This window comes from Brucella pecoris, from assembly GCF_006376675.1.
Classification (GTDB): Bacteria; Pseudomonadota; Alphaproteobacteria; order Rhizobiales; family Rhizobiaceae; genus Brucella; species Brucella pecoris.
The window spans coordinates 1-7,040 of sequence record NZ_VEWK01000034.1; the positions used below are offsets into that span (position 1 = coordinate 1).

Here is a 7,040-nt window from a genome sequence, read left to right on the forward strand (position 1 = left end):
GATAAAGCTATGATGAGCCGAAAATCCTCTCTTCTTAATTAAACCAGTTTTGTCTCAAAGGCCCTGATGTCGGACACGATGCAACGCTTGCAGCGTTCGAAGCGAACCCATATCTGAACCAGATTGCAAGTGTCGCTATTGAACATTTTGCGACGCAGGGTGACGGCAATCATTTCGCTTATGTCGGGCAGATGAAGTCAACGGGAGAAACGGCGCTCGTTACCCATCTTGGTTCGCGTGCGCCCGGCGCCCGGCTCTACGACCGGGGCATGAAAGTCGCCAATCGTTTCCGCGAAGTGCTTTCGCCCGAAACCTTAAAGCAGAATGCATGGATTCCTGCCGAAAGCGAAGAAGGAGAACATTACTGGAAGGCGCTGCAGATTGTCCGTCAGTGGACGAAGGAGAACCATTTTGCCATTCACGATATGGCCGTGTCAAAACTAGGAGCGAAAGTTGCTGACCGTTTCTGGAACGAGCATAATTTTGTTTTCCAGAAATCCGATGGCCTTTTCTATCACGGCAAAGGCGCAACACCGGCCTTCGACGGATGGGCGGACGATGCAACAGACCTCACGATCATTCCGCTCAACATGGCGGAACCAATCCTGATCGTACGGGGTTCGAACGCGGCGCACGGACTTGGTTTCTCACCGCACGGAGCGGGGCGCAATTTCTCCAGAACCGCACACCTGCGTCAGCTGGCTGCAGAATATGGAGCAGATTCACGCGGACTGAGCCCCAATAACATTGCCGATATCCTCGCAAAGGAGACGAGTGGGCTTGATGTTCGTTTCTTCAGCGGTAACGCCGACGTTTCTGAACTGCCCGGCGCTTACAAGAACGCCGCACAGGTCAAGGCGCAGATCAGTGAATACGGACTGGCCGAGATTGTCGATGAGGTCATTTCCTATGGCTCGATCATGGCCGGCGACTGGCAGAAGAACGCACCCTGGCGTAACAAGAAAAAGGGCTCACAGAAGTCTGAATAACGAGAATGGCCCGGTTATCCGGGCCCTTCTTTTATGTCGATCAGAAACGAAATGTCTTTACTTCGTTTCCGCGCTCGATGTTTCGGTTTTCGTGATGACGGACAGCCTTTGCATTTTCTATTTCGTCTTCCTGCAGATGTTTCAGGACCATTCCCAGACGTTCTAGCGCCGTTGCCTTGTTTCTATGCTGAGATCGCTCATTGCGCGCGATTAACCATTGACGCCCGCGACCAAATGGCTCGCGAGAATCGAATAGCCGCGATCAATATAACCAACGCTGTCGATACCGTTTTTGATCGCCCCAATCTCATATAGTTCTGATGCCATTCGAAGGGCGCTTGTGCTTGCCCAACGCAGGCTTGGCAGAGCATCGAGCGCCGCGTCCAGCTGGCTCTCGAAGTCTTGCAATTGTTTCTTCAGTTCCGTGGACATCGCCCCATCCTTCTCAATTCGCTTCCACTTGCGTTTGGTGTGGACGATGTGAGTTGGTAAAACAACAGGGTTCGCCAAGCTCACCCCTATGGCGAGGTGATCTATGCTACGTCGAGGATACGCGAACTGAGCCATCCGCCGCCTTGGCATTTTTCGCAATATGCCTTGGGGTATTGGAAAATTGGTAATCGAACGATGCGCCAGTTGGAGTTAGATATTGCTGTTCACTGTTTGTTCAATTATAAGGTGTTAAGAAACCGTGGAGCGGCCCAATTAAGCTTGACGCATCCTTCCGATGGCATTGAATAAAAAAGGATTGGAACGGACGAAATGAAGCAAGCGACTCTTTGGAACGTAAAGAAGGAGGTGGGCCCCTTATTCGACCCCATCGATGCTGCGCTGGAACTCGGCGCATACGAGGCCCTGTGGACTGAACAAAACGCAAGCTTCAAGTCCCTCGCTGAAAAGTTCGCAGAATCTCCTGAAGCGCGACCGTCTGACTTCATTCCGCCCGAACAAGCAAGGTTGGTTGCGAGCCGGGTCATCAACAAGCTCCGCGGTCCTGATGGCACGCGGTTTGATGTGCGTGTCAGGGGAGAACTCGAATATCCCGAGAGATTGCGGCAGGCCACTCACCCAGTAGAGCTCCTTTATTTTCAAGGCAGGTGGGAATTGATTGCCACACGTTCCGTGGCAGTTGTTGGCACCAGAAAACCTACTGCCGACGGATTGAGCCGCGTTCGAAAGCTCGTGAAGAGGCTCGTGCAAGATAAGTTTACAATTGTATCAGGCCTTGCTGAAGGGATCGATACCGAAGCTCACAACGCTGCAATCGCAGCGAAAGGTGAGACGATTGCGGTTATCGGTACACCGTTGAATCATGTCTACCCAAAATCGAACGCGAGCCTGCAGGAGCGTATCGCGCGAGATTATCTATTGATCAGTCAGGTTCCACTTGAACGATACGAGGCGCAAAATTTTCGAGTTAATCGTTTTTTCTTTCCCGAACGGAACAAGACGATGTCAGCTCTTACCGAGGCGACCATTATTGTCGAAGCTGGCGAAACATCGGGAACGCTAGTGCAGGCGAGAGAGGCCATTAAGCAAAAACGAAAACTCTTCATTTTGAACAGTTGCTATGAGCGATCGGATCTCACATGGCCGAAGCGTTTTGAGGCCGAGGGCGCTATAAGAGTACGCGAATATGACGACATCAGACGCGAGCTGGTCAGCTCGTCTTAGGGTCGTTGGCGATATCGAGCGCACCGATCACTTCTATCTTGATGATAGCGATACCTGTGCATATTTCGGCACCTATACGCCGCGGGCAGGGTTCGCCCATAGTTATACAAATCAAATCATCAGCAACCTAAAAAAGAGCCCGGCTGTCCGAAATACCGGGCAGTGGCAATATAAGCAGCGCGCTATTGCCAATGTCGGGGCCGCAATTGCCCAAAACGTCAATGCTAACAGCTGGCAAAACACCATATTTGTGCCAATTCCGCCATCGAAACGGCGCGACTCGGCGGAGTACGATGACCGGATGCATCGCGTCGCACTGGCGATGGGACACGGCGCTGATGTGCGAGAAGTCCTTTACACAGCGGTTGAACGAGAAGCCAGGCATACAAAGACAGATCGACGTGACCGTGACGCGTTGAGAGCATCGTTGGCAATCGATACTCGTCTTGTCGGCAATCCGAGGAAGCAAGTTGTACTTCTCGATGACGTGCTAACCACTGGATGTAGCTTTAAAGTCTGCAAGGAGATGATTGGTGAAATCTGGCCAGAATCATCGATCATCGGCGTATTCGTCGCACGCCGCGTTCCGCAAAATCCTTTCGCGGACTTAGATTTGGAATAGTTGACGTTGCACCGACGCCCTCGCGCATGGTCCTACGGCCAGTCCCACGAGGAATATCGTTTGAAGGCGTCCGCGACCTCCTCTGGTGCCTTAAGATTTCGAATTTGTGCACTATTTGGAATCACATTTATTTGCGTCGCGGCAGCTGCATAGGGCTTGTAGGGATCCTTCAGTTCTGGGGTGGCCCCCGCTAGGGCGCGGTAATGATTCCCTCCTGGTGTTTTAAGCCAGGCCGCGCAGATGACGTCAGCTCCTGTGGCTTTAATGAAAGCCCGGGCCGCTTCGAGGGAAAAACCCTCTGTTAGAATGTCGTCAACGACCAAAACGGTCTTGCCGGGCTTAAGAGGGCTAGCTTTATAGCGACCACCGAATTGTCCTGTCTTCGACGGGTCACGGCGAAGCTTGATTGTGGAGAGCTGATTTTTGTGGTCCAGGCTTATGCCTTGCTGGCGGGCCGTCTGAGACTTTTGCGCTGGAGCATGCCGTTCAACAAGATCGACCAAATAGCTCGCGCGTAAGGTGTCGGCCACAATCTTAAGGGCATTTGAAAGAACCTTTTGGGTCGAATTGGGATGATGGCCCGGATAGGGTGCCACGTAGTTGATGACTCTCCCCAACCCGGAAAAATAGAGGCGCGCTCCCATCATGCGACCCCAGAACCGCACATCGCCTTTATTGAATTTGACAGCCTGCTTCGCATCCGTGGAATAAGCCCCGGCAGTTGGGTAGGACTTTGAATACTCTGCAAGCGGAGCTATGCAATAGACCTTCAGGTCACCGTTTTCGATTGCCCAAAACCAGTCACCGATTGACAGACAGCAACAATCGACAAATCGAGCAATGTCCTTCGGGGACTCAAATTCGAACCCATAAGCGCTGTTCTGTGCATGCCAGCGGGCGTTGAGGAACATGAGCTTCCCGTTTTTGGCTGCTATCATATCCTCCTTGGTCGAACCGATATAGATTGCCTCTTCCGGCTGCCAGTTTTGAGTCTGCAAGACATGCTCCATGGCGCCGGCAAACTGCTTCATCGGCATATCGTGACCACCGCGAAAGTAGGGGATCTTGTACCCGACCATCTCACTCAAAATATCGGGTATCTCGCGTTTAGACGCAGTCTCAATCCAACTGCTATTGCTGACGATCACCGGCGTGACATTTCTGGCCAGTAAGAACTTCAGCAGCTTAACGGTTTCGCCCATCAGCGTTGGGTCGATGCTGCCCTCGACGACGAGGGTGTCGCGCAGGGAAAAGATTGCGCCTTTCAAAGTGTACATTTAGGCTCCCCACTAAAGAAAACTTGTCTGTCGATAAAGAAGGTCGTCGCTTAAAGATTTCTCGACAAAGGCGCGAAATGCTTCGTCCTGCCCTGGCACGGTGAAGACTTGTTGGGGGCCTCGCCCGCCCGGAAGATTTATTGATCGATGATCCCATGTGGGCAACCGCAGACCCGCGATGGCCCGACCGAGGCCTGCTGCGTAGCGAACTGTATGCGCCGTGCCGCTACGTTCTTTCCATTGTACCGGAATGAGCGCTCTCGCCAACGCAGCCTGCAATCTGTTGCGGCGGACAAAGTTGATGGCGCTATAGCTTTCGCCAGGCAAATACTCGGTGATTACAGCCCCGCCGGCATCAACTATCTTCTTCCGAATTGGGCCAATGTTTTTTGGATAATCCGCTGTTATTCCCGTTCCCAAAACGGCTATTGTTGGCACCTTGGCAGCAAGGCTGGCGTTGTGGATGGCCTGATCGATCCCGAGTGCAAGCCCGCTAACCGTAGGGCGGTCCCAATGCCTCAAAGTCAAGCCGACGTATTCCGCGAGCCACAAGCCTTCAGAAGAGGGATCACGCGTTCCGACAATTGCAATCGATGGCGCGGTAAGGACTTCTGTATTGCCTTGAACGAAGAGCCAGTGCGGTGGATCGTCGAGATGAAGCAGGCTACGCGGGTAGCTTTTGTCTGAGCGAAGAACGATCCGAATTTGGCTTGCCTGAAAAACAGCTTCGAGTTGATCCACGGATCTGGCGAGGGCGCTCCTTATTTCTTTCCAATCGGCTCTCGAGCTATTCGGAAGGCGCGCACCTCTCGATCTGAGCAGCTGGACCAGGTCCTCCTCACTAGAAGTGAACACCGACTGGAACGATTCTTTCGACTCTGCAATTTGCCAAAGCGTGTGAAAGCCTACGCCCTTCATCATCGCCAAGGAGAGAAACGCTCTCTTTTCGTTGGTCAAATCCTGCTGATCGTCCATCTGCACAGCGTAGCCTTATTTTATTCGCTGGAGCACGTGGCTCTCGCGGTTTGCTCAGGTTCCAAGTCATTGCTTGCCAGTTCAACGCCTTCTTCGATGTCTCTCGAAGGGGGACTTCGACAGATGCGTAACAATACTCTCCGGCAAGGATGCTGTCCGCGTTGCGACGACAATACCTTTAATCCCTATGGGTACAGTTGCCATTGTTCGTATCCTGTAATTTACTCTTGCTTTTGTTATCGCTCAGCAAAATGATGTCCTCAACCTGAACGAGCTGGGGATTCGTTTTGATTGAGCCATTACGAAAACATCGCAAAGACGGCCGCCTCTACGAAAGACGCGCCGAAACTACGGCGATTCTCACACAACTTGAAAGCTTACCGTCTGACCAGTTGGCCGAGCGCGCTAAAATTCGAGCAAAGACAGATCCTCTATATCTCCCCTCAGAATGCCTCCTTCACTTCATTCGGCGATCTAAGCGAGACAACTCCGATCGGTTCTTCGAGTCTCTCTTCCGCATTCTTCTGGCAAGAGTGGAGAGCGCGGCGACGCTGCGGAGCGAAATCTATCGCCGGCCAAACGGAAAGATAGCGATCACAACCTTCGGAACAAAGGTGCGAGATCATGTCGTGGATCGCTTCCTGGCTCGCCTGATCACCGATCGCAATGGCTACGATGAGCGACTCGACTACTTCGAAGTCAATTTCTCCCACGCGATTGCTAGCTTGCGAGCAACAGCGAAAAGGAAAGCTGCGGACGAGGAAAAGCGCTCGCAGCCTCTCTCTGCCGACGATGACGAAGAGGTGTTGATTGCCACTGAGAACTGACCCAGCGTGGCCTGATATTTCCATTGAGAATTGACCCATGTTCCAACCTTCCCTTGCATGTTTTCAGCGAGGGCTATGGAGTGATCGACATGGCGTTATTGAGCGTGATCCGACGCTGGCATTTTCGAGACCATTTATCGATCCGGGAGATTTGCCGCAGGACCGGCTTATCCCGGAATACCATTCGCAAATACCTGCGCCTGGACGGTGTGGAGCCGAAGTTCAAGGTCCCGGAGCGGCCGATGAAGCAATTGCATGCTGACCTGATGAGCCTTGGCTACGAGGGCTCCTACAATCGGGTTGCGGCATTTGCCCGGGAATGGCGTGATGATCGCCAGAGAGAGTTGCAGACGACGGGCCGCGGGACATATGTACCTCTGGCGTTCGATCCCGGAGAAGCCTTCCAGTTCGACTGGTCGGAGGACTGGGCGATCATCGGCAATGAACGCACTAAGCTGCAGGTGGCGCACACGAAGCTGAGCTACAGCCGAGCCTTCATCGTTCGGGCCTATCTGCTACAGACGCACGAGATGCTGTTTGATGCCCACAATCATGCATTTCGCGTATTCGGCGGCATCCCGGGACGCGGCATTTACGACAATCTATGGACGCCTCCCGGGCGAGAAGAACATTTGGCGGCAACTCGGCATTGGATGCGTGAATCTATCCGGCCTAT

At 52.9% G+C, this 7,040-nt stretch carries 6 protein-coding genes and 2 pseudogenes; 5 read left to right on the forward strand and 3 right to left on the reverse strand.

All coding sequences use genetic code 11. The features are described 5' to 3' along the window. Positions 1-77: 77 nt before the first annotated feature. Positions 78-989: pseudogene (locus FIB18_RS24245) on the forward strand (RtcB family protein); the annotation flags it as partial. A gap of 210 nt (positions 990-1,199) precedes the next feature. On the opposite strand, the gene FIB18_RS24255 reads toward FIB18_RS24245, so the two are convergent. Beyond that, on the reverse strand, positions 1,200-1,421 hold the full coding sequence (locus FIB18_RS24255) for a hypothetical protein (protein ID WP_140023440.1): 222 nt from the start codon (positions 1,419-1,421) through the stop codon (positions 1,200-1,202). Between the two features lie 330 nt (positions 1,422-1,751). Here FIB18_RS24255 and FIB18_RS24260 point away from each other — a divergent pair, with 330 nt between their 5' ends. Together FIB18_RS24260 and FIB18_RS24265 are read left to right on the forward strand one after the other, a co-directional pair. Further along, positions 1,752-2,663: a DNA-processing protein DprA gene (locus tag FIB18_RS24260; RefSeq protein WP_140023442.1), complete on the forward strand. Its 912-nt coding sequence runs from the start codon at positions 1,752-1,754 to the stop codon at positions 2,661-2,663. Then, a complete protein-coding gene (locus tag FIB18_RS24265) occupies positions 2,626-3,285 on the forward strand; it encodes a type I phosphoribosyltransferase (RefSeq protein WP_140023445.1) in 660 nt (219 codons plus the stop codon). The genes FIB18_RS24260 and FIB18_RS24265 overlap by 38 nt, the downstream gene beginning before the upstream one ends. A gap of 32 nt (positions 3,286-3,317) precedes the next feature. Here FIB18_RS24265 and FIB18_RS24270 read toward each other — a convergent pair whose 3' ends face one another. Together FIB18_RS24270 and FIB18_RS24275 are read right to left on the reverse strand one after the other, a co-directional pair. Next, the gene (locus FIB18_RS24270; protein WP_140023448.1) at positions 3,318-4,562 is read right to left on the reverse strand and encodes a phosphoribosyltransferase family protein; all 1,245 of its coding nucleotides are present in this window, start codon (positions 4,560-4,562) and stop codon (positions 3,318-3,320) included. A 12-nt stretch (positions 4,563-4,574) separates the two neighbouring features. After that, the gene (locus tag FIB18_RS24275; RefSeq protein ID WP_235894969.1) at positions 4,575-5,537 is read right to left on the reverse strand and encodes a DNA-processing protein DprA; all 963 of its coding nucleotides are present in this window, start codon (positions 5,535-5,537) and stop codon (positions 4,575-4,577) included. Positions 5,538-5,824: 287 nt separating this feature from the next. On the opposite strand from FIB18_RS24275, the gene FIB18_RS24280 reads away from it, so the two are divergent. Next, positions 5,825-6,364, forward strand: coding sequence for a hypothetical protein (locus FIB18_RS24280; RefSeq protein ID WP_140023450.1), 540 nt, complete (start codon positions 5,825-5,827; stop codon positions 6,362-6,364). A gap of 89 nt (positions 6,365-6,453) precedes the next feature. Then, positions 6,454-7,040 (forward strand): annotated as a pseudogene (locus FIB18_RS24285) (IS21 family transposase); the annotation flags it as partial.

Bases quoted from the DNA above. Each gene is read 5' to 3' on its own strand.
- FIB18_RS24255 (WP_140023440.1), bottom strand. From the start codon at position 1,421: ATGTCCACGGAACTGAAGAAACAATTGCAAGACTTCGAGAGCCAGCTG.
- FIB18_RS24260 (WP_140023442.1), top strand. From the start codon at position 1,752: ATGAAGCAAGCGACTCTTTGGAACGTAAAGAAGGAGGTGGGCCCCTTA.
- FIB18_RS24265 (WP_140023445.1), top strand. From the start codon at position 2,626: ATGACGACATCAGACGCGAGCTGGTCAGCTCGTCTTAGGGTCGTTGGC.
- FIB18_RS24270 (WP_140023448.1), bottom strand. From the start codon at position 4,562: ATGTACACTTTGAAAGGCGCAATCTTTTCCCTGCGCGACACCCTCGTC.
- FIB18_RS24275 (WP_235894969.1), bottom strand. From the start codon at position 5,537: ATGGACGATCAGCAGGATTTGACCAACGAAAAGAGAGCGTTTCTCTCC.